24 protein-coding genes are annotated in these 23,893 nt (G+C 60.7%); 12 read left to right on the forward strand and 12 right to left on the reverse strand.

Annotated elements, in window-relative coordinates; genetic code table 11:
• Positions 1 to 65: 65 nt before the first annotated feature.
• Complete coding sequence (gene pcsA / locus ACZZZ4_RS19610) at positions 66 to 788, reverse strand: phosphatidylcholine synthase (RefSeq protein ID WP_463548509.1); 723 nt, start codon at positions 786 to 788, stop codon at positions 66 to 68.
• 259 nt (positions 789 to 1,047) lie between these two features.
• On the opposite strand from pcsA, the gene ACZZZ4_RS19615 reads away from it, so the two are divergent.
• Positions 1,048 to 1,785, forward strand: a complete 738-nt coding sequence (locus tag ACZZZ4_RS19615) for a tellurite resistance TerB family protein (protein ID WP_463548510.1) — start codon at positions 1,048 to 1,050, stop codon at positions 1,783 to 1,785.
• Between the two features lie 132 nt (positions 1,786 to 1,917).
• Positions 1,918 to 4,542 (forward strand): DNA ligase D, encoded by a 2,625-nt coding sequence (gene ligD, locus ACZZZ4_RS19620; RefSeq protein WP_130000144.1) that lies wholly within the window; start codon positions 1,918 to 1,920, stop codon positions 4,540 to 4,542.
• Here ligD and ACZZZ4_RS19625 read toward each other — a convergent pair whose 3' ends face one another.
• On the reverse strand, positions 4,543 to 4,944 hold the full coding sequence (locus ACZZZ4_RS19625) for a hypothetical protein (protein WP_165368441.1): 402 nt from the start codon (positions 4,942 to 4,944) through the stop codon (positions 4,543 to 4,545). It lies immediately after the preceding gene.
• An 80-nt stretch (positions 4,945 to 5,024) separates the two neighbouring features.
• Positions 5,025 to 5,339 carry a DUF2388 domain-containing protein gene (locus tag ACZZZ4_RS19630; protein ID WP_039762352.1) on the reverse strand — a complete coding sequence of 105 codons (315 nt, stop codon included), beginning with the start codon at positions 5,337 to 5,339 and terminating at the stop codon, positions 5,025 to 5,027.
• A gap of 162 nt (positions 5,340 to 5,501) precedes the next feature.
• On the opposite strand from ACZZZ4_RS19630, the gene ACZZZ4_RS19635 reads away from it, so the two are divergent.
• Positions 5,502 to 6,155 carry a DUF2238 domain-containing protein gene (locus tag ACZZZ4_RS19635; protein WP_463548511.1) on the forward strand — a complete coding sequence of 218 codons (654 nt, stop codon included), beginning with the start codon at positions 5,502 to 5,504 and terminating at the stop codon, positions 6,153 to 6,155.
• A 4-nt stretch (positions 6,156 to 6,159) separates the two neighbouring features.
• On the opposite strand, the gene sodC is transcribed toward ACZZZ4_RS19635, so the two are convergent.
• Entirely contained in the window at positions 6,160 to 6,681 is a 522-nt protein-coding gene (gene sodC, locus ACZZZ4_RS19640) for a superoxide dismutase family protein (protein WP_130000146.1), read from the reverse strand.
• Positions 6,682 to 6,924: 243 nt separating this feature from the next.
• On the opposite strand from sodC, the gene ACZZZ4_RS19645 reads away from it, so the two are divergent.
• Entirely contained in the window at positions 6,925 to 7,929 is a 1,005-nt protein-coding gene (locus ACZZZ4_RS19645) for a HAMP domain-containing protein (protein ID WP_463548512.1), read from the forward strand.
• A gap of 20 nt (positions 7,930 to 7,949) precedes the next feature.
• Positions 7,950 to 8,537 carry a methyl-accepting chemotaxis protein gene (locus ACZZZ4_RS19650; RefSeq protein ID WP_463549292.1) on the forward strand — a complete coding sequence of 196 codons (588 nt, stop codon included), beginning with the start codon at positions 7,950 to 7,952 and terminating at the stop codon, positions 8,535 to 8,537.
• A 147-nt stretch (positions 8,538 to 8,684) separates the two neighbouring features.
• On the opposite strand, the gene ACZZZ4_RS19655 is transcribed toward ACZZZ4_RS19650, so the two are convergent.
• Positions 8,685 to 9,116 carry a nuclear transport factor 2 family protein gene (locus ACZZZ4_RS19655; protein WP_133336616.1) on the reverse strand — a complete coding sequence of 144 codons (432 nt, stop codon included), beginning with the start codon at positions 9,114 to 9,116 and terminating at the stop codon, positions 8,685 to 8,687.
• Between the two features lie 83 nt (positions 9,117 to 9,199).
• Between ACZZZ4_RS19655 and ACZZZ4_RS19660 the strand changes: the two genes are divergently transcribed.
• Together ACZZZ4_RS19660 and mqo are read left to right on the forward strand one after the other, a co-directional pair.
• Complete coding sequence (locus tag ACZZZ4_RS19660; protein ID WP_463548513.1) at positions 9,200 to 9,370, forward strand: hypothetical protein; 171 nt, start codon at positions 9,200 to 9,202, stop codon at positions 9,368 to 9,370.
• A 275-nt stretch (positions 9,371 to 9,645) separates the two neighbouring features.
• Complete coding sequence (mqo, locus tag ACZZZ4_RS19665; protein ID WP_463548514.1) at positions 9,646 to 11,292, forward strand: malate dehydrogenase (quinone); 1,647 nt, start codon at positions 9,646 to 9,648, stop codon at positions 11,290 to 11,292.
• 68 nt (positions 11,293 to 11,360) lie between these two features.
• On the opposite strand, the gene ACZZZ4_RS19670 is transcribed toward mqo, so the two are convergent.
• A complete protein-coding gene (locus ACZZZ4_RS19670; RefSeq protein WP_463548515.1) occupies positions 11,361 to 11,789 on the reverse strand; it encodes a nuclear transport factor 2 family protein in 429 nt (142 codons plus the stop codon).
• A gap of 177 nt (positions 11,790 to 11,966) precedes the next feature.
• On the opposite strand from ACZZZ4_RS19670, the gene ACZZZ4_RS19675 reads away from it, so the two are divergent.
• Positions 11,967 to 12,134, forward strand: coding sequence for a hypothetical protein (locus ACZZZ4_RS19675; RefSeq protein WP_463537955.1), 168 nt, complete (start codon positions 11,967 to 11,969; stop codon positions 12,132 to 12,134).
• Between the two features lie 96 nt (positions 12,135 to 12,230).
• Positions 12,231 to 13,040 (forward strand): OBAP family protein, encoded by an 810-nt coding sequence (locus tag ACZZZ4_RS19680; protein WP_463548516.1) that lies wholly within the window; start codon positions 12,231 to 12,233, stop codon positions 13,038 to 13,040.
• Positions 13,041 to 13,775: 735 nt separating this feature from the next.
• Here the strand turns inward: ACZZZ4_RS19680 and ACZZZ4_RS19685 are convergent.
• Positions 13,776 to 14,546, reverse strand: coding sequence for an alpha/beta hydrolase (locus ACZZZ4_RS19685; RefSeq protein WP_463548517.1), 771 nt, complete (start codon positions 14,544 to 14,546; stop codon positions 13,776 to 13,778).
• A 111-nt stretch (positions 14,547 to 14,657) separates the two neighbouring features.
• On the opposite strand from ACZZZ4_RS19685, the gene ACZZZ4_RS19690 reads away from it, so the two are divergent.
• Positions 14,658 to 15,620, forward strand: coding sequence for an aldo/keto reductase (locus tag ACZZZ4_RS19690; RefSeq protein ID WP_463548518.1), 963 nt, complete (start codon positions 14,658 to 14,660; stop codon positions 15,618 to 15,620).
• Between the two features lie 326 nt (positions 15,621 to 15,946).
• Here the strand turns inward: ACZZZ4_RS19690 and ACZZZ4_RS19695 are convergent, their stop codons facing one another.
• Positions 15,947 to 16,840, reverse strand: a complete 894-nt coding sequence (locus ACZZZ4_RS19695; RefSeq protein WP_463548519.1) for a LysR family transcriptional regulator — start codon at positions 16,838 to 16,840, stop codon at positions 15,947 to 15,949.
• A 97-nt stretch (positions 16,841 to 16,937) separates the two neighbouring features.
• Between ACZZZ4_RS19695 and ACZZZ4_RS19700 the strand changes: the two genes are divergently transcribed.
• Complete coding sequence (locus tag ACZZZ4_RS19700) at positions 16,938 to 17,408, forward strand: (R)-mandelonitrile lyase (RefSeq protein ID WP_463548520.1); 471 nt, start codon at positions 16,938 to 16,940, stop codon at positions 17,406 to 17,408.
• A gap of 122 nt (positions 17,409 to 17,530) precedes the next feature.
• On the opposite strand, the gene paoC is transcribed toward ACZZZ4_RS19700, so the two are convergent.
• The 4 genes from paoC to ACZZZ4_RS19720 form a co-directional block, all read right to left on the reverse strand.
• Positions 17,531 to 19,729, reverse strand: a complete 2,199-nt coding sequence (paoC, locus tag ACZZZ4_RS19705) for an aldehyde oxidoreductase molybdenum-binding subunit PaoC (RefSeq protein WP_463548521.1) — start codon at positions 19,727 to 19,729, stop codon at positions 17,531 to 17,533.
• A complete protein-coding gene (locus tag ACZZZ4_RS19710; RefSeq protein WP_463548522.1) occupies positions 19,726 to 20,682 on the reverse strand; it encodes an FAD binding domain-containing protein in 957 nt (318 codons plus the stop codon). Before ACZZZ4_RS19710 ends, paoC begins: the two co-directional genes overlap by 4 nt.
• Positions 20,679 to 21,302, reverse strand: coding sequence for an aldehyde dehydrogenase iron-sulfur subunit PaoA (gene paoA / locus ACZZZ4_RS19715; RefSeq protein ID WP_463548523.1), 624 nt, complete (start codon positions 21,300 to 21,302; stop codon positions 20,679 to 20,681). The genes ACZZZ4_RS19710 and paoA overlap by 4 nt, the downstream gene beginning before the upstream one ends.
• Positions 21,303 to 21,659: 357 nt before the next feature.
• Complete coding sequence (locus ACZZZ4_RS19720; RefSeq protein WP_463548524.1) at positions 21,660 to 23,414, reverse strand: L-lactate permease; 1,755 nt, start codon at positions 23,412 to 23,414, stop codon at positions 21,660 to 21,662.
• A gap of 244 nt (positions 23,415 to 23,658) precedes the next feature.
• On the opposite strand from ACZZZ4_RS19720, the gene ACZZZ4_RS19725 reads away from it, so the two are divergent.
• Positions 23,659 to 23,865 (forward strand): hypothetical protein, encoded by a 207-nt coding sequence (locus tag ACZZZ4_RS19725; RefSeq protein WP_130000157.1) that lies wholly within the window; start codon positions 23,659 to 23,661, stop codon positions 23,863 to 23,865.
• Positions 23,866 to 23,893 lie beyond the last annotated feature (28 nt).

The following is a 23,893-nucleotide window of genomic DNA, read 5'->3' on the forward strand; positions in this document are numbered from 1 at the left end:
TACGACAATCGAATGTGGGAGCGAGCAAGCCCGCTCCCACAGGATATGTATTTCAGTCCAGGTTCCTATTTCAGCTGTGGTCGATCAAACCACTCCAGCGCCGTGCGCCAGATGCAGATCCCCAGGAAATAAGCCGACATCAGCAACCACAAGCCCATCACCAGCGGGTTGATCACTGGGTGATTGAGTACCAGCGACAGACTGCACAACAGCCAGATCGCCGTCACCGCGATATTGATTGGCATGAAACGACGCACGCGGAACGGGTGCAGGAACTTCATCCGTGTCACCGTCAGCAATGCCAGACCGATCACGGTGAGGAAGGTGATCCACGGCCCCGGGCCAATGATGTACAGGCACAGCGCAACCACGTTCCAGGCCGCCGGGAAGCCGACAAAGTAGTTGTCCTTGCTCTTCATGTTGACGTTGCAGAAGCAGAACAGCGACGACACCAGAATCACCGACACCGTCAGCAGCAAGGTGTAGTCGGGCAGGGGAATGTAGCGGTAGATAAACAGTGCCGGGATGAAAACATACGTCAGGTAATCGATAACCAGATCAAGGATCGAACCGTCGAAACTCGGCAGCACCGATTGCACGTTGACCTTGCGCGCCAGTGCGCCGTCGAGGCCGTCGACGATTAGCGCCACGCCCAGCCACATCAGGCAATGGATCGGCTGGTTTTCCAGCAGGGCGAGGGTCGCCAGAAAGGCTGTGACCACGCCGGTCGCGGTAAAACCATGGGCGCCCCATGCTTTGAGCCTGGCGATGTGTACGGTGGATATCACGGGGGCGTTCTCCAGAAAGTGAAGCAAGCCGGGTATCGCCCATCGTCAGAAAGGGCGCCGGCAAACCGGGTCGGGTTGCAGCTATCGACCGGTTTGGCCGGGATAAGGTTCACCACCCTTGAATCTTAGCTGGCTCGCGGAAAATTTCTCGCGCGGCGATTTATCGATTATCGGGCGTCAGCCCAACGGTGCTGGCGCTATGGCCGCGCCGGTCTATTGTTGCCTGACGCAATCGGGCCGGGGCCTTGAGGATGACGTCATGAACACCAGCGATTTGCTCGAACAACTGCTGCGAGGCCAGGCCTCGGCGGGACAACAACGTGGGGCTTCAGCCGACGACGGCCTGGGCGGATTGCTTGGCGGCCTGTTGGGCGGCGGCAGTCAGACCGGAGCGGGCAGCGTGGCTGCTGCGGGTGGCCTCGGCGGCCTGGGTGGTTTGCTCGGCGGCTTGCTCGGCGGTGGCGGGTTGGGAAGCGCTCTTGGTGGCGGTAGCCGAAGCCGTACCGGCGGCACCAATTACGCCGCACTCGCTTCGCTGGGGATGATGGCTTACCAGGCGTATCAAGCCTGGCAACGCAGCCAGGCCAGCAAAGCGCCGCAAGAACTGCCACAAACCGCCGACCTGCTCGCCGGCCCGCAAATCGAAACCCACAGCCACGCGGTGCTGCGCGCCCTGATCGCCGCGGCCAAGGCTGACGGGCGCATCGATGAAGCGGAAAAACACTTGATCAGCAGCGAAATCGGCAAACACACCGCCGACCCGCAGTTGCAGCAATGGCTCGACGCCGAAGTCGCCAAGCCGCTGGATCCCAGCGAAGTGGCGCAATCGGCTAATGGTGATCCGGCCGTAGCCGCCGAAATGTATCTTGCCAGCGTCATGCTGGTGGACGACCAACAGGACGCCGAACGCAGTTATCTCGATGAGCTGGCCGCGGCCTTACAGATTGATCCGGATCTGCAGGTCCATCTGGAACAGCAGGCCAAAGGGCAAGCCTGACCCGCTGTAAAAATCCCGGACATCAACAGCCCCGGCCATTCCATCCGTCCGGGGCTTTTTTATGTCGATTGAATTTTTCCGCCGCCGTGTCGCTCTTCTGCATAACAGAACCCGTCTGCCATCGGTGTGCTCATGAACAGGAACCTCGACGATTACAACCGCATGCGTGATTTTTCTGCGACTTCGGAACCGGCCGCGGTCAAGCGCTCGGGCCGTAAGTCGGCCAAGGATCATGCGTTGCAGTTCTGCATCCAGAAGCACGACGCTTCGCACCTGCATTACGACTTTCGCCTCGAGCTGGATGGCGCGTTGAAGAGCTGGGCGGTGCCGAAGGGGCCGTCGCTGGATCCCTCGGTCAAGCGTCTGGCCATTCATGTCGAGGATCATCCGCTCGATTATGCGACGTTCGAAGGCAGCATTCCCGAGGGGCATTACGGGGCCGGTGATGTGATCGTCTGGGATCGCGGCGTGTGGATTCCGCTCGAGGATCCGCACAAGGCCTACGCCAAGGGCCGGCTCAAGTTCGAGCTGCAAGGCGAGAAGCTCGGCGGCGTGTGGAATCTGGTGCGCACGCACATGCCGGGCAAGAAGGAGCAATGGTTCCTGATCAAGCATCAGGACAACGCCGCGCGACCGCAGGATGATTTCGACGTGCTGGTCGCCGAGCCCGACAGCGTGCTCAGCGAGCGCACGATTGTCGGCAAATCGGCGACAGCCGCCGATAAGGCCAAACCCGTGAAGAAAGCCCCGGCCAAGCCGCGCAAGCAGGCGTCCGGGCAGCTTACCGGCGCACGCAAGGCCAAGTTGCCGGCGCTGATCAAGCCGGAACTGGCTACGTTGGTCGACAGCGCGCCTGAAGGGCAGTGGAGCTACGAGATCAAATTCGACGGCTACCGGATCATGGCGCGGATCGATCACGATGAGGTGCAACTGTTCACCCGCAATGGCCATGACTGGACGCACAAACTGCCGCAGCAGGCCAAGGCACTGGCGGCGCTGGGGCTGGAATCGGCCTGGCTGGACGGCGAAATGGTCGTGGCCAACGAGCAGGGCGTTCCGGACTTTCAGGCGCTGCAGAATGCCTTCGATGCCGGGCGCAGCGGCAACATCGTCTATTACCTGTTCGACGTGCCGTATCTCAATGGCGTCGACCTGCGCGACGTACCGGTCGAAGAACGCCGTGCCGCGCTGAGCACCATCCTCGGCGCGCAGAAAGAATCGTCAACGCTGCGCTTCTCCGAAGCTTTCGAGGAAACCCCGGACGCGCTGCTCAACAGCGCCTGCCAGATGCAGATGGAAGGCCTGATCGGCAAGCGTCTCGGCTCGCCTTACGTGTCGCGGCGCAGCGGCGACTGGATCAAGCTCAAATGCAAGCATCGCCAGGAATTCGTCATCGTCGGCTACACCGATCCGAAAGGTGCGCGCAGTGCTTTCGGTGCCTTGCTGCTCGGCCTGCACGACCGTGACAGCGGCGAGTTGCGCTATGCCGGCAAGGTCGGCACCGGGTTCAACGAAACCACATTGAAAAGCATCCTCGCCCAACTCAAGCCGTTGCAGACCAAAAGCGCCGCAGTGGTCAATCCACCCAGCGGTTTCGAGGCCAAGGGCGTGCACTGGCTCAAACCAAAATTGTTGGCGGAGGTGGCATTCGCCGAAATGACCAAGGACGGTTCGGTGCGCCACGCCGTCTTCCATGGTTTGCGCGATGACAAACCGGCCAAGGACATTACAGAGGAGCGAGCGAAGCCTGTGAAAGCTGCCAAGTCCGAAAAGACCGAAAAAACCGAAAAGACCAAAGCCGCCGACAAGCAACCGGCAAAGAAAACCGCCGCCAGCAAAAAAGCCGAAACCGCACCGTCGCAATCAGGACTGGCCGGCGGCAAGGTACGCATCACCCATCCGGATCGGGTGATCGACGCCGTCAGCGGAACGACCAAAATGCAACTGGCGCAGTATTACGCCAGCGTCGCCGAGTACATCCTGCCGCAACTCAAGGATCGCCCCGTGGCACTGGTGCGTGCGCCGGACGGCATCGCTGGCGAATTGTTCTTTCAGAAGAACGCCGACCGCCTGGCCATTCCCGGCATCACCGCACTGGACAAGGACGTTACCGGCCAGCCGGTAATGATGATCAACAATCCCGAAGCGCTGGTGGGCGCGGTGCAGATGAGCACGGTGGAGCTGCACACCTGGAATGCCACGAAAGTGGATCTGGACAAGCCCGATCGCTTCGTCCTCGACCTCGACCCGGACCCGGCGCTGCCATGGAAAAGCATGGTGGAAGCCACCGCACTGACCCTCACCGTGCTCGATGAGTTGGGCCTCAAAGCCTTCCTGAAAACCAGCGGCGGCAAAGGCATTCACCTGGTGGTGCCATTGACCCGCAAGCACGGCTGGGACGAAGTGAAGGACTTTAGTCACGCGATCGTCAGCCACATGGCCAAATTGCTGCCGGATCGTATTTCCGCAGTGTCCGGGCCGAAAAACCGTGTCGGGCGGATTTTCATCGATTACCTGCGCAACGGCCTCGGCGCCACCACGATTTGTGCCTACGCCGCACGGGCAAGGGAAGGCATGCCGGTGTCCGTGCCGCTGTACCGAGAGGAAGTCGCTGAAATCAAGGGCGGTAATCACTGGAACATCTACAACGTTCACGAGCGTCTGACCGAGGTCGGCGATGAACCTTGGGCGGACATGAAGAAAACCCGTCAGACCATCACCGCCGAGATGCGCAAACGCGTCGGCATGAAAAAGTGATCAGGTGTCGCGCAGCAAGTCGTGGGCGTTGAGCAGTTCGAAGGCGATTTGCGGGTGGTTTTCCAAGCCCTTGCGAATCGCCGCCGGGATCGCCGCCCGGGTCTTGCGACACAGACCCGGTAATTCGCCGATCTGAATGGCAATGCCGCGCATGGTGCGTACTTCGTTGAAACCAGGGGCAACGTCGACGCGGATGCCGAGTTGCTCGTACATGCGCTGTTGCAGGCGTTTGAGGTCGTCGAGATCTTTGAGTTGTTCCAGGCGCGCGAGGAGGATTTTTTCCTCGGCGCGAGTCAGGCGCAGGATGCGCAGATCCGCGCCGGGCGATTCCAGCAACGGATCGCGCCCGCAGATGCAGGCGCCGGGTGGGCAGGGGGAACGCAAGGGTACGGTCGTCGTCATGGCCTCCATCATAGAGGCCGTCGGACGGTTTTGCCTATGCGCACTCAGCGGCCATCCATCGGCCGCTGCGTCCCTGGTGACTACTGATGTACGCCTTCGTATTGCACCAGGATGGCGTTGGCCAGGTCTTCATCGCTGGCGTTCAAGCCAGGGTTGGCCTGACGCACCTGTTGCAGTACCGACTCAAGATAAACCCCACGAATGGCCCCGCCGCTGGCGACAAACGCAGACACGTCGTCACGGGCCGGAATCACCATTTTGTCGTCCTTGAAGGTCGAGTACAGCGACGCGGAAACACCTGCCGATGTGGCGACGTCACCCGCATCGACGCGGGCCAGTGCCGAACCGACCGGCAGGCAAAGCATAAGAGAAGAAATCAGGACTAACTTGCGCATGACGTGTTCCTCCACAAGCGCTAAGCAAAAAGGGAAGGGACTACATTAGCTCAGAGGTGCGCCGTGCACCGGAGTTCCGTAAGCGTCGAAAACGCAGCGGCGAGGAACCGGGCAAAACCGGGAAAGGTCTACCGCTTGCCCGTATTGTTGAGAATCGACCCCATGCTCGTCAGCGTCAGCGACAATGTAGCCCGCCCGGCAGGCACGCGAATCGAAGCGCTATTGCTCGGCGGATTCGTCTTCCTGACCTTTGCGCTCGGCATCTCCCCACGCAGCCGTGTCGACTGGCTATTGGAAAATGTCCTGGCGCTGGCGCTGGTATTGACCTTGCTATTGACGCATCGGCGTTTTCGCCTGTCGACACTGTCGCTGGGGATGATCTTCGCCTTCCTGTGCATCCATGAAGTCGGCGCGCATTACACCTATTCCCGCGTGCCCTACGATCAATGGAGCACGCTGTTGACCGGCGTCAGCGTCAACAAAGTCCTGGGCCTGGAGCGCAATCACTATGATCGGTTGGTGCACCTGAGCTATGGATTGCTGCTGGTCTGGCCGATGCGCGAAGTGCTGCTGCGCCTGACACCGTTGCGCGGCGCATGGCTGGCGCTGTTGACCTTGAATGTGGTGCTGGCGACGTCGGCGTTGTACGAATTGATCGAGTGGGTGGGCGGCGCTTATCTGGGCGATGACACCGGCCAGGCTTTCGTCGGTGCGCAGAATGATCCGTGGGATTCGCAGAAGGACATGGCCCTGGCGCTGCTGGGCGCCGGGCTGTCCTTGCTGGTGTTGACGCGCTGGCGTCGCACGCCGCGCTGAGGGATCAGATCACCCCGCAGGCCATGCGATCACCGCCACCGCCCAGTGGCTTGGGCATGTCGGAATGGTTATCGCCGCCGGCGTGAATCATCAGGGCGTGGCCCTTGATCTCTGACAGCTTCTTCAGACGCGGCGCCAGCACCGGATAATTGGCGACACCGTCAGCCGTCACGTACACCGCCGGCAGATCCCCCAGGTGCCCATCGGCGTACGGGCCAAGGTGCTTGCCGGTTTTCGCCGGATCGAAGTGTCCGCCAGCGGCCAGCGCCGCGCCTTTGACACCATCCTTCATGCCCGCTTCGCAACTGCCGTTTTCATGAACATGGAAACCATGAATGCCGGCCGGCAACGATTTCAAGTCCGGGGTGAACAGCAGACCGTACGGCGTCTCGCTGACAGTGATCGAGCCGATCGCCTGCGGCGCACCGTCGGCGCTGACCAGATTGATCGCGACTTTCTCCGTTGCCGCCTGTGCGGTGCCGATTGCCAGGGTGCCGAGCAGACCAAACCACAGTGCGCGTTTCATAAGCGTTTCCTTCAGCTGCATGAATGTTCGAGACGCCGGATTGATAGCCTGCCGCGATTAACCGGCGATGAAGGCGTTATCCAGCGGTGCTGCAAGGTGTGACTGGCCGCTCGATGCAAAAGTTTTGCCGGATTCAAGTCGCCGCTGACATCAGCCGATACGCTCTGTGTCGGCAGTTCCCTGTACATAGGCTTAACTGAAATCCGACAAGCGCAATCCAGCGTGCCCACGGGAGATTCCACGGTGTCGATCAAACTGCGTTTGGTGTTGCTGATTGCGACCAGCCTGCTGACGGCGCTGATCGTGAGTCTGGTCAGTTACGTCGGCAATCTGCGGATGGCCACGGCGGTCGGCGATAACACGGTGAGCATGAGCGCGCTGCGCAATCACATGGAAGCCGACATGATGCACGACGCCCTGCGCGCCGATGTCTATTCGGCGATGCTGGTCGGCCTGGGCAAAAGCACCGGAAGTGCGGCTGAGGTGCGCGATTCGCTCACTGAGCACGCCGGGCATTTTCGTGAAGTGCTGGGTGACAACCTGAAGCTGCCGATCAACCCGCAGTTGCGCACGGCGCTGGAGCAGATCAAGCCGAGCCTCGATACCTACATCAAATCCGCCGAGCAGATCGTCGGCGTGGCACTGGAAAATCCGGATGCCGCGCAACAGCAGCTGGGCACGTTCAATAGCGCCTTTACTCAGCTCGAAGAGCAAATGGCGGCGCTCAGCGAGTTGATCGAAACCAACACCCGGCAAACCAGCGAAGGCACCGAAGCGGCCATTCGCAATGCCAATCTCGCCCTCGGCGTCGTGCTGATCGCCAGTTTGCTGTTGCTGCTGGTTCAGGGCCGCTGGGTGATGCGCAGCATCCTCGGGCCGCTGAAGTCTGCCAGCCGCATCGCCGAGAGCATTGCCCATGGCAATCTCAGCGAGCCGATTGTCGAGCCCGGCGGCAAGGACGAAGCCAGCGTCTTGATCCGTACATTGGCGACCATGCAGCGCGACCTGCGCAACATGATCGACGTGGTTCGACGCAACGCCCACGGTGTCAGCGGCATGAGCGAGCAGCTCAGCCACGGCTGCCATCAGGTCGCCGACAGCAGCCAGCAGCAAAGCGTCGCGGCGGGGACCATGGCGGCCGCCGCCAGCCAAATGACTGCCAGCATCGAAGAAATCACCCGCCACGCTGAACGTGCCCTGAGCATGGCCAATCGGGCCGAAAACCTGGCCAAGGAGGGGGCGGGGTGATCCACCAGGTGGTCAGCGATATGGACGACATCGCCCGTTCGGCGCAGCAGTCAGCGCAGGTGATCCGCACGCTGTACCAGGAATCCGAGGCGATCTTTAACATCATTCAGGTGATCAAGAGCATCGCCGACCAGACCAACCTGCTGGCTCTCAACGCGGCGATCGAGGCGGCGCGGGCGGGTGAGCAGGGCCGTGGCTTTGCCGTGGTCGCCGATGAAGTGCGCAGTCTGGCTGCACGCACTAGCGCCTCGACCCAGGAAATTGCAGCGATGGTCGCGCGCATTCAGAACAGCACGCGCGAGGCGGTCAGCAGCATGGAGGCGGGCGTGGCGCAGGTTGACAAGGGGATGGCGGTGACGGCGGAAGTCGAGCGGGCGATCCGCGAAATCCTTGATGCCACGCTGAGCACCACGCAACTGGTCAATGACATTACGCGCACGATTGGCGAGCAGAGCATGGCCAGTAACGAAATCGCCCATCAGGTGGAGATGATTGCGGGGATGAGCGAGGGCAATAGCCGGGTGATCGGGCAGACGGCGACGACTACCGATGAATTGTCGAATCTGGCGGGGCAGTTGGCGCGGTCGGTGGATCGGTTTCGGTTGTAGCGGTAAGGTCAGTGGATTTGTGCAGGCCGGGCTGTCGTATTCGCGAGCAAGCTCGCTCCCACATTGGCATGCATTCTCCTGTGGGAGCGAGCTTGCTCGCGAAGAGGCCAGCCCAGTCAACATCCATTCAGGCCAGATAAATCTCAATCAGAACCTGAACGCCTGTCGCCCGACCAACAACCATTTCCCACCCTGTTTCTGCCAGATCTGAAAATTCTCGATCTCGGTCGGAATCACCTCGGTCCCCTTCAACGCCTGCGCAGAGAAGTGGTGGCGCACCAATGCGGTATCGCCGGACATCGTGATGGTCTGCTTCTGCATCTCCAAAGTCTTGAATGCGCTGCGGCCGGTTTCGATATCGGCGATGAACTCCTGCTTGTCCTGGATCTTGCCGCTGGAGTGGCCGTAGGTCAGGTTCGGCGCGGTTAGAGCGTTCAGTTCGGCGATGTCTTTGTGCAGCATCGCTTGGGTCAGGTGATCAACCGCTTGGGCCACTTCTTTTTCCGCTGGGGCAGGGGCGGCGATGGCGCAGGCACTGAAGGCGCAAAACAGGCCGATGAGAAGGCGGGACTTGGTCATGTTGTTTCCTTGTTGTTATTGAGATCGTGATGACTGGCGTGTAGTTCGTCAGTCATCGTACAACTTAGCAGGTTATTTTCTGCATGAACAACGCGCGTTTGGCACTGATTTATCAAGTTGCGATGCGCATCGCGCAAAAACTTTGCAGACCAATGCCTGATCGCAGTCATGTTTGCTCGGCGATGGCCGATAAGTCCCTGAGCGGAAAAAGACTTTCAAGTCGGGAACAGACGCCCGAGTTCGCCCTGACGTGATATTCTCCGCGCCAATTTGCTTTGACCTAATTCGGTTGGCCGGCCTTTCGGGCGGGCCGACGGGATCCCTGTCGCTCAAGCAGCTGAAGCCAATAATGATAAGAAGTCAGTTCAGAAGGGACATTAACTGAGGTCGATGCCACATGTCGGCCTTGTGTGCCCACCCGTCAATATTGAAGTGTGCCGATTGCGCGACGCCAGCCTGAGCGTCAGCAAAGCGCAACGCAGACTGATAACAACGACGGGCGGAAGGCGTTTTATCATAGGTGCAACAGATGTTTAAGAAAGTGAACACAGCCTTGCTCGGTCTGGCTTTGGCGATGGGGATGTCGTCCGCCAATGCTGCCGAAGCCAAGAAAGTTGACGTCCTGCTGATCGGCGGCGGCATCATGAGCACCACCTTGGGTGTGTGGATCAATGAGCTGGAACCGAGCTGGTCGATGGAAATGGTCGAGCGCCTCGATGGCGTCGCCCTGGAAAGCTCCAACGGCTGGAACAACGCGGGTACCGGTCACTCGGCCCTCGCCGAGCTGAACTACACCCCGGAAGATGACAAGGGCAACGTGACGATCCCGAAAGCCGTCGAGATCAACGAAGCGTTCCAGGTCTCCCGTCAGTTCTGGGCCTGGCAGGTTCAGCAGGGCGTGCTGAAGAATCCTCGCTCGTTCATCAATACCACTCCGCACATGAGCTTCGTGTGGGGCGATGACAACATCAAGTTCCTGAAAAAGCGCTACGAAGCGTTGCAGGCGAGCCCGTTGTTCGCCGGCATGCAGTACTCCGAAGATCCGGCAGTGATCAAGAAGTGGGTACCGCTGATGATGGAAGGGCGCGACCCGAACCAGAAAATCGCGGCCACCTGGAGCCCGCTGGGTACGGACATGAACTTCGGCGAAATCACCCGCCAGTTCGCCGCTCACCTGCAGACCAAGCCTAACTTCGATCTGAAATTGTCGAGCGAAGTCGAAGACATCACCAAGAACGCCGATGGCACTTGGCGTGTCAGCTACAAAAACCTCAAAGACGGTACCAAGACCGAAACCGACGCCAAGTTCGTGTTCATCGGCGCTGGCGGCGGTGCCCTGCACCTGCTGCAGAAGTCGGGCATTCCTGAAGCCAAGGAATACGCAGGCTTCCCGGTTGGTGGCTCGTTCCTGGTGACCGAGAACCCGACGATTGCCGAGCAGCACCTGGCCAAGGCCTACGGTAAAGCTTCGGTTGGCGCGCCACCGATGTCCGTTCCGCACCTGGACACCCGTGTTCTGGATGGCAAGCGCGTCATTCTGTTTGGCCCGTTCGCGACCTTCAGCACCAAGTTCCTCAAGGAAGGTTCGTACTTCGACCTGCTGACCAGCACCACCACCCACAACATCTGGCCAATGACCAAGGTCGGCATCAAGGAATACCCGCTGGTCGAGTACCTTGCCGGTCAGTTGATGCTGTCGGATGAAGACCGTCTGAACGCGCTGAAGGAATACTTCCCGAACGCCAAAGCCGAAGACTGGCGCCTGTGGCAAGCCGGCCAGCGCGTGCAAATCATCAAGCGTGATGAAGCCGCTGGCGGCGTGCTGAAACTGGGCACCGAGATCGTTGCTTCGCAAGACGGCTCGATCGCCGGCCTGCTGGGCGCCTCGCCAGGCGCGTCGACCGCTGCACCGATCATGCTGAGCGTGCTGCAGAAAGTCTTCAAAGACAAAGTCGCATCCCCTGAGTGGCAGACCAAGCTGCACCAGATCGTGCCAAGCTACGGCACCCAGCTGAACAGCGATCCGGCCAAAGTGGCTGCCGAGTGGGCTTACACCGCGAAGATCCTCGAACTGCCGACGCCTCCGGTGATCGGTCAGGTAGCTGCTCCGGCGGCACCTGCGGCTGACAAAGCCGTAGCGCCGAAGGAAAACGCTGCACGTGACATGGCTCTGTAAGCAGAACCCTGACACACAAAACCCACTGAACCGGCGACGGTCAGTGGGTTTTTTTATGCAGGGTGGATTCAGGCTTTTGCAGACGCGAGATAAGCACCGAGTCGCCGACCCATTTCTTCGCCCAGTGCCTGCAACCCGCTCAGCGGCCGCACCATCACTTCGAACTCGACAATCTTGCCGTGCTCATCGAAGCGAATCATGTCGATGCCCTTGAGTTCCTTGCTGCCGACCACGGCGCTGAATTCGAGAATCACATTCAGGCCATCCGCCGTCGCCAACTCGCGGTGATAGGCGAAATCTTCGAAGACTTCGAACACGGTGTTGAGGATCATCGCCACCACCGGCGCGCCGGGGTAGGGCGTATGGGCCATGGGCGAGCGGAACACAGCTTGCGGATCGAGCAGTTCGGGCAGGGCTTTGAGATTGCCGCTGCGGATCATCGCGTGCCAGCGCTCAAGGGACGCGGCGACGTTGGGCTGCAAGGCGAGGTCGGGCATGGTCACTCCGGTTTTTATTGTTGTTGGTCGGCAATGACTGTAGATCAACCGGGCAGAAAGCGGATCCTCAAGCTTGAGGCTGAATACCGGTTCATGCGCGAAGCGGATCAGATATGTATCTGATCCGTATTTTTCTGTTTCATCTGCCTCTGTATCCAGTACAGCGACAGGCTCAGAATGCCCCGGCAGTGCGGCCAATCACCCTCCGACCTCATCCCGCAGCGTCCGGTGCACCGCACACTCAGCATCAAGGAGCGCAACATGTACAAGATGGCGATTTTCCTCGGCGGTTTCCTGACCTTGACCATTCTGATTGGCGTGCTGGCGACGATCTCTCCAGTCTGATCCGCGCGCAGCTTTTTCGAACTCTGCCGTTCTCCTGCTTTCAGTTGCAGAACAGGGCCAGCATGCGCCCGTCACTGAAAGTTCGAGGAGTGAAACATGCGTACGACAACCTCGCAGGGACGTTGGGTTCCCGTTGGTTTGATGGTCGCCGCGTTGACCGGTTGCGCGATGAGCAATACCGATTCGCCGGTGCAGACGCCCGGCCAGGCCAAGGCCTCCGACACCGAGATGCTCGAAGTCGGCGCGCAGTGGTTGCAGGACAAACCGCCGATCCGCGCGTTGAACATGTACCTTGATGGCTTTCATTTTTACAACGGCCACCCCGGCGCGCAGATGGAAGCGCACCACTACTGCTCGGCGCTGAACGAGGAAGTCTTCCAGTGCGTGATCTACGACGGCAACACTGCTGAAGCCAAGCTGATGGGCGTCGAATACATCATCAGTCAGCGCCTGTTCACGCAATTGCCAGCGAAAGAAAAAGCCCTGTGGCACAGCCACGCTCACGAAGTCAGTTCTGGCCAACTGGTCGCGCCGGGCATCCCGCAAGTGGCAGAAACGCGCTTGATGGAAAAACTCGCCAATACCTACGGCAAGACCTGGCACACCTGGCACACCGACCAGGACAAGCAACTCCCGCTGGGCGTGCCGCAGTTGATGATGGGCTTCACCGCTGATGGTCAAGCGGATGCACAAATGGTCCGGCAGCGCGATCAGCGGCTGGGCATTGACAGTGCCGAGAAGAAAAAGGCCCGTTCCGAGATCAAACCGGCGCCTGTCGCATCAGGAGCGGATGCGTGGCAGAAGGGCAATGCCGTGCAGCTCAACGACCCGACCGGCCATCAACACGTCATGCCGCGCCCGGCCACCTCTGGCGATGAAAATGCCCGAAGCCGCAGTCAGCCTTAGCCTCTAGCGTTAGCTCATGTGGGAGCGAGTTTGCTCGCGATGGCAATGTGTCAGACACAGATAATTTGCCTGACCCACCGCTTTCGTGAGCAAGCCCACTCCCACAGAGTTTTTGGTTGTACACAAAAGCCCGACAACCCCACAAATCCCATGTGGGAGCGAGCTTGCTCGCGAAGGCAGTGTGTCAGACACAGCTAAATTACCTGACCCACCGCTTTCGTGAGCAAGCCCACTCCCACGGAGTTTTTGGTTGTACACAAAAGCCCGACAACCCCACAAATCCCATGTGGGAGCGAGCTTGCTCGCGAAGGCAGTGTGTCAGACACAGCTAAATTACCTGACCCACCGCCTTCGTGAGCAAGCCCACTCCCACAGGGTTTGCGGGTGTACTCAAATGCCCGACAACTCCACAAATCCGATGTGGGAGCGAGCCTGCTCGCGAAGGCAGTGTGTCAGACACAGCTAAATCACCTGACCCGCCGCTTTCGTGAGCAAGCCCACTCCCACAGGGTTTTTGGTTGTACACAAAAGCTCGGCAACCCCACAAATCTCATGTGGGAGCGAGCTTGCTCGCGAAGGCAGTGTGTCAGACACAGCTAAATCACCTGACCCGCCGCTTTCGTGAGCAAGCCCACTCCCACAGGGTTTTTGGTTGTACTCAAATCCGGGCCACACAAAAAATCTCATGTGGGAGCGAGCCTTCTCGCGAAGGCGTCTGCTTGATCGCCGCATCCTTCAGCGATTCAACACATCCCCCATCCACCACAAATACTCCCCTCGCTCGGAAATCGAGTTATGCCCCGATTCCGGCACCACCTTCAGCGTCGCCACCCCCGCGGGAAATTTCTCGAACAGCCGCTGCGTGCTGCTGCGACCAATCACTTCGTCATCACTGGCCGCAAGCAGTAACGTCGGCACGCGGATATGCGCCGCATACTTGCCCGATTCGAATCGATCCTTGAGCAACCACTTCACCGGCACCCACGGATATTGCCGTTCGGCGATTTCCGCAAGGCTGTTGAATGGCGTCACCAGAATCAGATTCTGCACCGGTCGCTGACTGGCCAGGCGCACCGCCACGCCCGAGCCGAGACTGCGCCCGATGACTGCAATTTGCGGATGGCTGGCATAGACCTGATCGAACAATGCCAGCGCATCTTCGGCAATCGCCGCTTCCGATGGCGAGCCAGTGCTGCCGCCAAAGCCGCGGTAGTGCAGGAAATACAGCGCATAGTCAGGGAACGCCTCAGTGAATTCCGGCAGATTGCGCGAGACGTCCTCGGCATTGCCACCGAAATAGATCAGCGCCCGCGATCCGCTGCGCTCTCGACTGGTCACCCAGACCTCGGCGTCCGGCATCGACAATTTCAATCGCGAATCCGCTGCAACCACCGCGGCAGGCTGGGGAAACCAGATCAGCGAACGCTGAAACAGGAACAGCGCGGCGCACACCAGCAGGTACACGGTAACGATGAAAACGACGAGTGACATCAGGGTTCGGGACATTCGGCTACTTTTAACGGGGAGAAAGGTTGGCTGTGGCAGTGTAGTTCAGCGACTTCGCTTGACAGCCGGCGCACACACGATGCAACAGATCCGCGCAGCAGGAGGAGCCGCATGCGCCACACTGAGGGTTATTCCCGTCGCCGCCTGCTCACGCTGGCTGCCGAGGCTGCGGCGCTGTTTACCATTGATCGGGCGTTGGCCAGCGGCGTGCCACCAACCTTCACTGCGCCGCATATGGCAGGAGACCAGACCATGCAGACCCGCGTCATCCCTTCCAGCTCCGCCGAAGCACTGCCCGTGGTCGGATTGGGCACGTATCGCGGTTTTGACGTCGCGCCCGGTGATCCGGTGTACAGGCAATTGCCCGCCGTGCTCGATGAGCTGTTCAGGAAGGGCGGCACGCTGATCGACAGCTCACCCATGTACGGCCGCGCCGAGCAAACCACTGGTGAACTGCTGTCGATCCACGAACCGCGCTCGCCGGCGTTTCTAGCCACCAAGGTGTGGACGCGCGGGCGCGAGGAGGGCATCGCGCAGATGGAGCAGTCGTTCAGACTGCTGCAAACCGAGCGCATCGACCTGATGCAGATTCACAACCTGCTCGACTGGCAAACCCACTTGCCGACCCTGCGCGAATGGCAGGAGCAGGGGCGGATTCGCTACATCGGCATCACCCATTACACCTCGTCGGCCTATGACGATGTCGAGGCCGTGCTGAAAGCCGAGAAGCTGGATTTTCTGCAAATCAACTACGCTCTGGATGATCGTGCGGTCGAGAAGCGCATCCTGCCGCTGTGCCGCGAGCGTGGGGTCGCGGTGATTTGTAATCGGCCGTTTGGCGGCGGTGATTTGCTCGCCCGGCTCAAGGGCAAGCCGCTGCCGGCCTGGGTCTCGGATGTACAGGTCAACAGCTGGCCGCAACTGGCACTGAAATTTCTCCTGGCGCATCCGGCGGTGACCTGTGTGATTCCCGGGACCAGCAATCCGCGATACATGGCTGACAACGCAGGAGCCGGTTTTGGGCCGATGCTGACCGATGCGCAGCGGCATCAGTTGATTGCGTTGCTGGGCTGATCAGCCTTTAAAATTCGCGAAGCTCTTCTGATTAATTGCAAATTGTTCTAAAAAACTGTCAACCCTGACAGTTGGCTGAGCTGTGCCTGAAGCCAATCATGCGGTTCCAGCCAAACGGCCGAACAGTCATGAATGTGAAACACCAGAGATTTCTGGCAGGCGTCTGCCTGATATTGACGTCCCTCAAGGTAATCGGCGAAACCGCAGAGTATGTGTGCATGGGAAGCCAGAGAGGCCAAATCGCAATCGTGCGGGCAAATTCTTTATTGGAGGCGAACCAGGTAGCCAAGGCAGCGTGGGGGCTGCCGGCTGCTATAAAAAGTGACTCAACTGCGATAGCGCAACGCCTCCAGCAACAACGCAAATGCCGGCGCTGCCTGGCGTCGGCTCGGGTAGTACAGGTGATAACCGGAGAATGCCGGGCACCAGTCCCCAAGCACCTGTATCAGGCGGCCGTCGGCCAGAAATGGCGCAACGACATTTTCCGGGATGTAGCTCAGCCCGAAACCATCCAGCGCGGCGTCGAGCAACGGGTACACGCCATTCAGGGTGACCTGGCCGGAGACGCGAACTTTCAGGCTTTCGCCCTCCTTTTCGAATTCCCAAGCGTACAGTCCGCCATTGGTTGGCAGGCGCAGGTTGTTGCAGGCGTGGTCGGTCAGGTCGCGCGGGGTCTGCGGCGCAGCGCATCGGGCGAAGTAGGCGGGCGAGCCGACCACGGCCATGCGCATGTCCGGGCCAATGCGGGTAGCGATCATGCCTTGAGCGACGTCTTCGCCCAGGCGCACGCCGGCATCGAAGCCCTGGCCGGCGATATCGACGAAGCCGTAATCGCAGCAGACCTCGACGGCGACGTCCGGGTACTGCGGCAGGAATGTCTGCAACACCGGACGCAGGATCCAGTTCAGCGAGTGGTCGGTGGCGCTGATGCGGATCTTCCCCGCCGGGGTTTCGCGCAGGTTGCTCAAGGCCGCCAGTTCCACTTCGATTTCCTCGAAGCGCGGGCCGATGGTTTGCAGCAAGTGTTCCCCTGCCTCGGTCGGCGACACGCTACGCGTGGTACGGGTCAGCAGGCGCAGGCCGAGACGCGCCTCGAGGCTGCGAATGGTGTGGCTGAGCGCCGATTGCGACACGCCGAGTCTGGCGGCGGCCTTGGTGAAACTGCGTTCACGGGCAACGGCGAGAAAGGCGAGCAGGTCGGTGGCGTTTTCGCGAAGCATTGATGATCGTCCTGCATAAGTTTTTTCGGATTCTAGTCGATTATCCAAAGAGTGCGATTCGCTAGAGTGGTTGCATTATTTATTCGGAGGAACCGCCATGAACCCGATCGCTGCATCTGCACTGACGCTCTCGCTGCTGGCCGGTGAGGTACAAGCCACTGAAAACCCACGCGTCACCGTCACGCCAAATGGCTCGCAACCATCGGCCAAAGGGCCGGCTGACTGGTTTACCGGCACGGTGCGCGTGGATGCGCCGTTCAAAGGTACCGACGATGCGCGGGTCAGCGGCGCGACCGTGACGTTCGAGCCGGGTGCGAGGACGGCATGGCATACCCACCCGTTGGGGCAGACGTTGATCGTGACTTCGGGGGCTGGGTTCGTACAGGAATGGGGCCAGCCGGTTCGTGAAATTCGCCCGGGCGATAGCGTGTGGATTGCCCCGGGCGCCAAGCATTGGCACGGAGCGGCGCCGACAACGGCGATGAGTCATATCGCGATTGCCGAAGTGCTGGATGGCAAGGTGGTGGACTGGATGGAGCAGGTCAGTGATGAGCAATACCCGCGTTAAGCAAAACACCCTGTAGGCGCTGTCGAGTGCAACGAGGCTGCGATCTTTTGATCTTGCTTTGGAGATCAGAAGATCACAGCCTGCGGCAGTTCCTACAGGGGTGTTTTAACGTCGACGTTTCTTCAGATCATCTCCGGCAACGAATCCAGAATCTTGTCCAGCGTAATCGGATACTCCCGCACCCTTGCGCCGGTGGCGTTGTAGATCGCGTTCGCCACCGCTGCACTCACGCCGCAAATCCCCAATTCACCCACGCCCTTGGCCTTCATCGGCGAAGAAATCGGGTCGGTTTCTTCGAGGAAGATCACTTCCTGATGCGGAATGTCGGCGTGCACCGGCACCTCGTACCCGGCCAGGTCATGGTTGACGAAAAAGCCCAGGCGCTTGTCCACCGCCAGCTCTTCCATCAATGCCGCGCCGACACCCATGGTCATTGCGCCGATCACCTGACTGCGCGCCGACGTCGGGTTGAGAATTCGCCCCGCCGCGCACACCGCGAGCATGCGCCGCACGCGGACTTCGCCAGTGGCGGCATCGACGGCGACTTCGGCGAAATGCGCGCCGAACGTCGACTGTTGATACTTCTCGGCCAGATCGCCGAATTCGATGCTGTCCTCGCCGACCAGCGCGCCGCCTTCAGCCGCATTGCGCAGCGGCAGGGTCTTGCTGCCGACGCGGACCTGGCCATCGACAAACTCAGCCTGATCCGCCGCCAGCCCGAGCTTGGCCGCCACCGCTTCGCGCAGTTTCACGCAGGCGGCGTAGACACCGGCGGTCGAACAGTTGCCGCCGAATTGGCCTCCGGAACCGGACGAAACAGGGAAGTCCGAATCGCCCAGACGCACCACGACATCCTTGAGGCCGACGCCCATCATCTCGGCAGCGGTCTGCGCGATGATCGTGTAGCTGCCGGTACCGATGTCGGTCATGTCCGTTTCGACAACCACCTTGCCGTCGCGCTCCAGGCGTACGCGGGCGCCGGACTTGACCAGCAGGTTGTTGCGAAACGCCGCCGCCACGCCCATGCCGATCAGCCAGCGGCCCTCACGCCGTGTGCCCGGCTGCGCCTTGCGCTGGTCCCAACCGAATTTCTCGGCGCCGATCTGCAGGCATTTCACCAGTTGACGCTGAGAAAACGGCCGCTCGGTTTTCACCGGATCGACTTGAGTGTCGTTGACAATGCGGAACAGCACCGGGTCCATCTTCAGCTGTTCGGCCATTTCGTCCATGGCGATTTCCAGCACCATCAGCCCCGGCGCTTCACCCGGTGCGCGCATGGAGTTGCCTTCGGGCAGGTCAAGCGGGGCCAGGCGCATGCTGACGCGGCGATTTTCGGCGGCGTACAGCAATTGACTGGGTTGCGCGGCGAGTTCGACCTTGCCGTCGGCAAGGTTGCCAGACCAGCCTTCGTGGGCGATGGCGGTCAGCTTGCCATCGGCCGTGGCGCCCATGCGGATGCGCTGAATCGTCGCCGGGCGATGGGTGGTGTTGTTGGCCATCTGCGGGCGGGCGAGGGCGACTTTCACTGGCCGTCCAGCCATGCGCGCGCCGAGAGCGGCGAGGATCACGTCGGCGCGGATGAACAGTTTGCCGCCGAAGCCACCGCCGATGTACGGCGAGACCAAACGGACTTTTTCCTTCGGCAGGCCGAGGGTTTTCGCAATGTCACCGACACTCCAGGCGACCATCTGGTTCGAGGTCCAAACGGTCAGTTGATCGCCTTTCCATGCGGCCAATGTGGCGTGCGGTTCCATCATCGCGTGGGACTGGTCCGGCGTGGTGTAGGTCTGATCGAACTGCACCGGTGCAGCGGCGAAAGCGTTGTCGAAGTCACCGTGATTGACGTCCGGCAGCTCGTCTTTCGGCTCGACGCCGAGGTCTTTGACGCTGGCCAGATCAAACTTGCCCTCAATGGTTTCGTAATCGACCTTGACCAATTGCGCAGCGGCGCGGGCCTGTTCGAAGGTCTCGGCAACCACCAGTGCAACGGCTTGTTGGTAATGCTGCACTTCTGGACCGGCGAGCAGATGCGCGGCGTTGTAATCACCTTTATCGAGCTTGCCGGCATTCTCGGCAGTGACGATGGCGAGTACGCCGGGCGCGGCTTTGGCTTCGTCGAGATGAATGGCTTTGATCCGCCCTTTGGCGATTGCCGAATCGACCATGAAACCGTAGGCCTGATTGGCTGCCGCTTCATGTTGTTCATAGGCGTAAGTGGCCTGGCCGCTGGTTTTCAACGGGCCTTCAATGCGCGCGGTGGGCTGGCCGACGACCTTCAGGCGGTCGATGGGATTGGTGGTGGCGGGCGTGTCGAATTTCATGCGGTTTCCCTCGCTTGCGCCAACACCGAAGCCAGCGTGCGCTCGACCAGTGTCAGTTTGAATTGGTTGTCCTCGGTGGGCGTCGCGCCTTCAAGCAGGCGTTCGCTGACCGCTTTGGCACCCTTGGGCAGCAGCGCTTCAGCGGCTTCGACCCGCCACGGTTTCGGCGCAATGCCGCCCACGGCGACGCGGCCGGTGCCGTCCTTTTGCAGGATCAAACCGACCGAGACCAAGGCAAACGCATAAGACGAGCGATCACGAACCTTGTGATAAATGTGCGTACCGCCGACCGGTGCGGGCAGGGTCACGGCGGTGATGAATTCGCCGGGCGTCAGGCTGGTTTCGATGTGCGGCGTGTTGCCCGGCAACTGATGGAAATCGGCCATTGGGATGCTGCGGGTGCTGCCGTCAGGCTTCACTGTTTCGATCTGCGCATCCAGCGCGCGCATGGCGATGGCCATGTCGCTCGGGTGGGTGGCGATGCAAGCGTTGCTGACGCCGATGATCCCCAGTTGCCGGGTGACGCCGCCGATCGCCGCGCAACCGCTGCCGGGGTTGCGTTTGTTGCAGGCCTGGTGGGTGTCGTAAAAGTAGGGGCAACGGGTGCGTTGCAGCAGGTTGCCAGCGGTGGTCGCCATGTTGCGCAGCTGCCCGGAAGCCCCGGCGAGCAAGGCGCGGGAGAGCAGGGCGTAGTCCTTGCGCACCCGCGCGTCGGCGGCCAGATCGGTGTTGCGCACCAGCGCGCCGATGCGTAATCCCCCTTCGGGCGTGGCTTCGATCTGGTCCAGGCCGAGGTGGTTGATGTCGATCAGGTGCACCGGGGTTTCGATGTCGAGTTTCATCAGGTCGAGCAGGTTGGTGCCGCCGGCGATGAACTTGGCACCCTCGACTTGCGCAGCACGGGAAGCGGCTGCCGCCGGCGAGTCGGCGCGGCTGTAATTGAAGGCTCTCATGCCGGCACCTCCGCGACTTCAGTGATGGCTTCGATGATGTTCGAGTAAGCGCCGCAGCGGCAAATGTTGCCGCTCATGCGCTCCTGCAGTTCGGCGGCGATCAGCTTCGGCGGCTCGGTCAGGCTCGGGCTGACGTGGCTGGGAATGCCGTCGCGGATTTCCTTGAGCACAGCGACCGCCGAGCAGATCTGCCCCGGCGTGCAGTAGCCGCACTGATAGCCGTCGTGCTTGATGAACGCGGCCTGCATCGGGTGCAGCTTGTCCGGCATGCCGAGGCCTTCGATGGTGGTCACCTCACTGCCCGCGTGCATCACCGCCAGGGTCAGGCAGGAGTTGATCCGCCGACCATCGGCGATCACCGTGCAGGCGCCGCACTGGCCGTGGTCGCAGCCTTTTTTGGTGCCGGTCAGGTGCAGGTGTTCGCGCAGGGCGTCGAGCAGGGTGGTGCGGGTGTCGACTTCGAGGGTTTGTGGTTTGCCGTTGACTTGCAGGGTTACTTGACTCATGGCCGGTTGCTCCAGACTGGCCGCGTAGGCCTTGAGGCTGATAAAGGGGGGCATGGCGAACGCCGTCGCGGTTACGGCGCCGAGGATCATGAAATTGCGTCGGGAAATCGGCATGGTTCGATTCCTTGTCTCTCATCGGGCGGCAGGATTGCAAAAGGCCCAAACGGGCGCGCCGGCATGCATGCCAGTCTCGTAAAAGGAGTGACCGCAGCGGGAGGGAAAAGGTTTTGTCGGATTTGCGCTAAAGAGTTATGTGCTGGGCTCATCAATCTGCAGATCACACAAAAAACCTGTAGGAGTGAGCCTGCTCGCGATAGCGGTGTGTCAGTTGATACTGATTCGACTGACACACCGCTATCGCTGGCAGCCAGCTCCCACAGGGTTCCGAGTTGTTAATCCAATTGCATTCACAACATCAAAACCTGTGGGAGCTGGCTTGCCAGCGATGAGGCCGACGCGTTCACTCTGAATCTAATGCCCACCTACAACCATCGAGGTAAACGGTGCGACATACGCCTGCAACGTCACCAGCCCGCCGACCAGGATCGCCAGTACGATCGAGTGGAAGAACACGTAACGCAGGATCTCGCCCTCATGCCCGTACCAGCGGGTCGCGGTGGAGGCGACGACGATCGACTGCGCATCGACCATCTTGCCCATCACCCCACCGGAACTGTTCGCCGCCGCCATCAGCACCGGACTGATACCCAGCTGTTCCGAGGTCACTCGTTGCAGGCCGCCAAACAGCACGTTCGAAGCGGTGTCCGAGCCGGTCAGCGCCACCCCCAGCCAGCCGAGCAGGGTGCCAAACATGGGGTAGAAAATCCCCGTCGCCGCGAACGCCAGGCCCATGGTCGCATCGAGCCCCGAATAGCGCGTGAGGAAGCCCAGCGCGAGCATCGCCGCAATGGTGATCAACGAAAACCGCACCACCCACAACGTGCGCAGGTATTGCTTGATCAGCTGCGGGATCGAATAACCCATCAGCAAACCGCCGACAATCGCTGCCAACAAGATTCCGCTGCCGGTCGCGGTGAGCCAGGTGAACTTGTAAATCGCTTCCTCGGCTTTCGGCGCGGCGACCACTGGCGGCACTTTCTCGATCTGCAGATGCAGGCTGGTGAAGGTCACCGCCGGGGCGAAGATCGGATTGGCCTCGCGCACCGGTTTGCCCTGCGCATCGACTTTGGCCGACTGCGTGACCGGATCAATCACCGGGCGCGTATCGAACATGTTCTTGAAGCCCTGCGTGCCCCAGGCAAACACGAACACCGTGAGAATGATCCACGGCATCCACGCACGCATCACGGCCGGGCGCGCCTGATCGCTGAACGCGGCGCTGGCGGTGACTTTTTCTTCCTCGACCCCGGAGTTGTCGACGCGACCGGACAGCGCCGCCGAAGTGTGGATGGTTGCCGGTTTCCACACCTTGAGGAACAGCGTCAGACAGGCCATGGAAATCAGCGCGGCGATCACGTCCACCAGCATCGGCCCGTGGTAGTTCGACACGAGAAATTGCGGAATGGCAAAACTCACCCCGGCCACCAGAATCGCCGGCCACACCTCGAGCATCTTGCGCCACCCGGCAAACGCCCAGATCAACCAGAACGGCACCAGCACCGAGAAAAACGGCAGCTGCCGGCCGACCATCATCGACAGTTCCATTTCGTCCAGCCCGGTGACTTTGGCCAGGGTGATGATCGGCGTGCCCAGGGCGCCGAAAGCCACGGGTGCGGTGTTGGCGATCAGCGCCAGGCCCGATGCGGCCAGCGGCGAAAAACCCAGGCCGATCAGGATCGCGCCGGTCACCGCTACTGGCGTACCGAACCCCGCCGCGCCTTCGAAGAACGCACCAAAGCAGAAGGCGATCAGCAGCAGCTGCAAACGCCGGTCATCGGTAATGCGCGCGAGGGAATCCTGCAGCACTTTGAACGAACCGTTCTCGGTGGTCAGGCGATGCAGAAAGATAATGTTGAGGACGATCCAGCCGATCGGTAGCAAACCGTTCGCCGCGCCGAACAGAGCCGCCGAACCGGCCATGCCCGCTGGCATGTCGAAGGCGAAAATCGAGATCAGCAGGGCGGACGCGAGCGCCAGCAACGCCGCCAGATGCGCCTTGACGTGAAAGAACGCCAGCGCCGCGAGCATTACCACCACCGGCACCGCAGCCATCAGCGTGGAAAGCACCGGATTGCCGAACGGGTCATAGATTTGCTGCCAGACCATGGTCCACCTCTGCTTGTTGTTATTTGAGGGTGCAGATCCATTGCATGGGGGTTGGTTGCAAGCAGTATAGGTGGCATTACGCCGCTGTTCGGGCGTAGCGAACGGGCCGACCAACGGTCGATAGTGGCCACTGAATCAACAGGCTTTTGCCCGGTCGTATCTGCGGCTGCGCGCACGGCGTCCTGAAGACGCGGGCAGCGTGGCGATTTCCGTCGTCAAGACCTTGGGTTTAGGGAAGTGTTGAATGAAGCAAGCGACAACCATGCTGCTCACTGTGACTGCCGCCGTATTGCTCAGCGGCTGTATTGCGGATTTTGATGATGACCACCGGCACGGCCGGCATTACGACCGCGACCATGGCCGCAATTACGATCACGACCGACGCTGGGATGACCGCGATGACGACCGCCGCGATGGCCGTCGTTATTACCGTGATCGCGATGACGACTGATTGAATGAAGAGGGCGTTCCCGTTAAAG

The sequence above is a fragment of the Pseudomonas sp. AC252 genome, assembly GCF_979258105.1.

What these genes read in the sequence shown, in the direction of transcription:
- ACZZZ4_RS19710 (WP_463548522.1), bottom strand. Translation starts at nt 20,682, where the DNA reads ATGAGAGCCTTCAATTACAGCCGCGCCGACTCGCCGGCGGCAGCCGCT.
- ACZZZ4_RS19725 (WP_130000157.1), top strand. Translation starts at nt 23,659, where the DNA reads ATGAAGCAAGCGACAACCATGCTGCTCACTGTGACTGCCGCCGTATTG.
- ACZZZ4_RS19700 (WP_463548520.1), top strand. Translation starts at nt 16,938, where the DNA reads ATGAACCCGATCGCTGCATCTGCACTGACGCTCTCGCTGCTGGCCGGT.
- ACZZZ4_RS19680 (WP_463548516.1), top strand. Translation starts at nt 12,231, where the DNA reads ATGCGTACGACAACCTCGCAGGGACGTTGGGTTCCCGTTGGTTTGATG.
- ACZZZ4_RS19630 (WP_039762352.1), bottom strand. Translation starts at nt 5,339, where the DNA reads ATGCGCAAGTTAGTCCTGATTTCTTCTCTTATGCTTTGCCTGCCGGTC.
- ACZZZ4_RS19635 (WP_463548511.1), top strand. Translation starts at nt 5,502, where the DNA reads ATGCTCGTCAGCGTCAGCGACAATGTAGCCCGCCCGGCAGGCACGCGA.
- ACZZZ4_RS19625 (WP_165368441.1), bottom strand. Translation starts at nt 4,944, where the DNA reads ATGACGACGACCGTACCCTTGCGTTCCCCCTGCCCACCCGGCGCCTGC.
- ACZZZ4_RS19670 (WP_463548515.1), bottom strand. Translation starts at nt 11,789, where the DNA reads ATGCCCGACCTCGCCTTGCAGCCCAACGTCGCCGCGTCCCTTGAGCGC.
- ACZZZ4_RS19690 (WP_463548518.1), top strand. Translation starts at nt 14,658, where the DNA reads ATGCGCCACACTGAGGGTTATTCCCGTCGCCGCCTGCTCACGCTGGCT.
- ACZZZ4_RS19695 (WP_463548519.1), bottom strand. Translation starts at nt 16,840, where the DNA reads ATGCTTCGCGAAAACGCCACCGACCTGCTCGCCTTTCTCGCCGTTGCC.
- ACZZZ4_RS19660 (WP_463548513.1), top strand. Translation starts at nt 9,200, where the DNA reads ATGAACAACGCGCGTTTGGCACTGATTTATCAAGTTGCGATGCGCATC.
- ACZZZ4_RS19720 (WP_463548524.1), bottom strand. Translation starts at nt 23,414, where the DNA reads ATGGTCTGGCAGCAAATCTATGACCCGTTCGGCAATCCGGTGCTTTCC.
- sodC (WP_130000146.1), bottom strand. Translation starts at nt 6,681, where the DNA reads ATGAAACGCGCACTGTGGTTTGGTCTGCTCGGCACCCTGGCAATCGGC.
- paoA (WP_463548523.1), bottom strand. Translation starts at nt 21,302, where the DNA reads ATGCCGATTTCCCGACGCAATTTCATGATCCTCGGCGCCGTAACCGCG.
- ACZZZ4_RS19675 (WP_463537955.1), top strand. Translation starts at nt 11,967, where the DNA reads ATGCCCCGGCAGTGCGGCCAATCACCCTCCGACCTCATCCCGCAGCGT.
- mqo (WP_463548514.1), top strand. Translation starts at nt 9,646, where the DNA reads ATGTTTAAGAAAGTGAACACAGCCTTGCTCGGTCTGGCTTTGGCGATG.
- ACZZZ4_RS19650 (WP_463549292.1), top strand. Translation starts at nt 7,950, where the DNA reads ATGGACGACATCGCCCGTTCGGCGCAGCAGTCAGCGCAGGTGATCCGC.
- ACZZZ4_RS19615 (WP_463548510.1), top strand. Translation starts at nt 1,048, where the DNA reads ATGAACACCAGCGATTTGCTCGAACAACTGCTGCGAGGCCAGGCCTCG.
- ACZZZ4_RS19655 (WP_133336616.1), bottom strand. Translation starts at nt 9,116, where the DNA reads ATGACCAAGTCCCGCCTTCTCATCGGCCTGTTTTGCGCCTTCAGTGCC.
- ACZZZ4_RS19685 (WP_463548517.1), bottom strand. Translation starts at nt 14,546, where the DNA reads ATGTCCCGAACCCTGATGTCACTCGTCGTTTTCATCGTTACCGTGTAC.
- ligD (WP_130000144.1), top strand. Translation starts at nt 1,918, where the DNA reads ATGAACAGGAACCTCGACGATTACAACCGCATGCGTGATTTTTCTGCG.
- paoC (WP_463548521.1), bottom strand. Translation starts at nt 19,729, where the DNA reads ATGAAATTCGACACGCCCGCCACCACCAATCCCATCGACCGCCTGAAG.